The 1,321-nt window shown below is 70.9% G+C and carries 2 protein-coding genes; one reads left to right on the forward strand and one right to left on the reverse strand.

All coding sequences use genetic code 11. The features are described from left to right. On the forward strand, positions 1 to 638 hold a 638-nt coding region (locus tag Q4E95_RS05680; protein WP_303382393.1), incomplete at its 5' end, for a RibD family protein. Here Q4E95_RS05680 and Q4E95_RS05685 read toward each other — a convergent pair. Then, positions 617 to 1,321, reverse strand: a 705-nt coding sequence (locus Q4E95_RS05685; RefSeq protein ID WP_303382394.1) for a lysylphosphatidylglycerol synthase domain-containing protein, incomplete at its 5' end; no start/stop codon positions are given. The two genes, Q4E95_RS05680 and Q4E95_RS05685, sit on opposite strands and share 22 nt — an antisense overlap.

The following is a 1,321-nucleotide window of genomic DNA, read 5'->3' on the forward strand; positions in this document are numbered from 1 at the left end:
TGGTGGGGGCCACCACGGTCACCCGGGACGACCCGCAGCTCACGGTACGGGCCGTGCCGGGGGAAAACCCGGTGCGTGTCCTGCTGGATCCGCGAGCCCGGATTCCCGTGCGCAGCCGCGTGCTGCAATCCCCGGATGCGCGGACCCTGTGGTTGGTCGGCCAGTGCACCGAAGTACCTTCCGGGGTCGGCGGGCACGTTGAGGTGGTGCGACTTCCCGCGGGTTCGGCAACGAACCACAGCGGGTCCGACGGCGCTCGGGGAACGGCGGTGGACCCCGCAACGGTCCTGAGCGTGGTGCGGGAGCACGTGAGCGGTTCCATCCTGGTGGAGGGCGGGGGCAAATCGGTGTCCGCGTTCCTGGCCGCGGGTGTGCTGGATCGACTGTTCCTGACCGTGGCGCCGGTGTTGATCGGGGACGGGGTCCCCGGGGTTCGTTTCGAAGGGTCGAACGTCATGGGCGAGGCGCTGCGCGCACCGTTCCGCCGGTACACGTTCGAGGACGATGTCTGCACCGAATTCGTGCTCAGCCAGGCCGCCAGAGAGCACGACGCCGCCCAGGTCGCCGGGCAATCCGCCGCCCAACCTGCCGGGCACGTGACCGTGCAGAACGCGGGTCAGGGCCCCGAGGCCCGGTAGCCGGATTGAGCCGCACCTCTTAAGGCTCCCCAGGCCAGGACCGCGGCCCCGGGGAGGGTGGAGACAACCGCGAGCAACCCGTAGCCGGTGGCCGCGGTGACGGCCTGATCCGCGGGAACGCCCAGGGCGGGTGCCAGCGCCCCGACCGAGAATTCTCTGACGCCCCAGCCACCCACTCCCACCGGCACGCTCATCGACGCCAACCCCACGGTCGCAACCGACGCGTGAACCGGTCCACCCAGCTGGGTCATGGCCAGCAGGAACAACGCTATGAGGGTGAGCACACTCAGGGCGGAGGTGCTCCACACGATGACCTGGCGGCGCGCGGGCACCCCGCGCAAGCACACGATGGCTGCGGCCAGGAACAGTGCGGCGGCAACCGTCGCGACGACCGCCACCGGCCACCACGCTTCACCCCGTTCCGCACTCGCGCCCACCACGAGGGCGGTGGTGATGAACAGGCACGCTGTGGCGCTGAGCCGTTCGGCACCCACGGCCAGCACCGGGGACCACCACCGCCGCCGCCCCCGGTGGCGGTAGAGGGCCACTCGTGCGAGGTCCCCGCCCAGGCCACCCGGCAGGAGCATGTTGCCGAAGGCCGAGGCGTAGCAGTCGCCCCATGCTCTGCGGAAGCTGAGGTGGATCTGTTGCTCGGCGGCCAACACTTTCCAGCGGACCGCCTG

Origin of the sequence: Kocuria sp., from assembly GCF_030536815.1 — a bacterium.
Classification (GTDB): domain Bacteria; phylum Actinomycetota; class Actinomycetes; order Actinomycetales; family Micrococcaceae; genus Kocuria; species Kocuria gwangalliensis.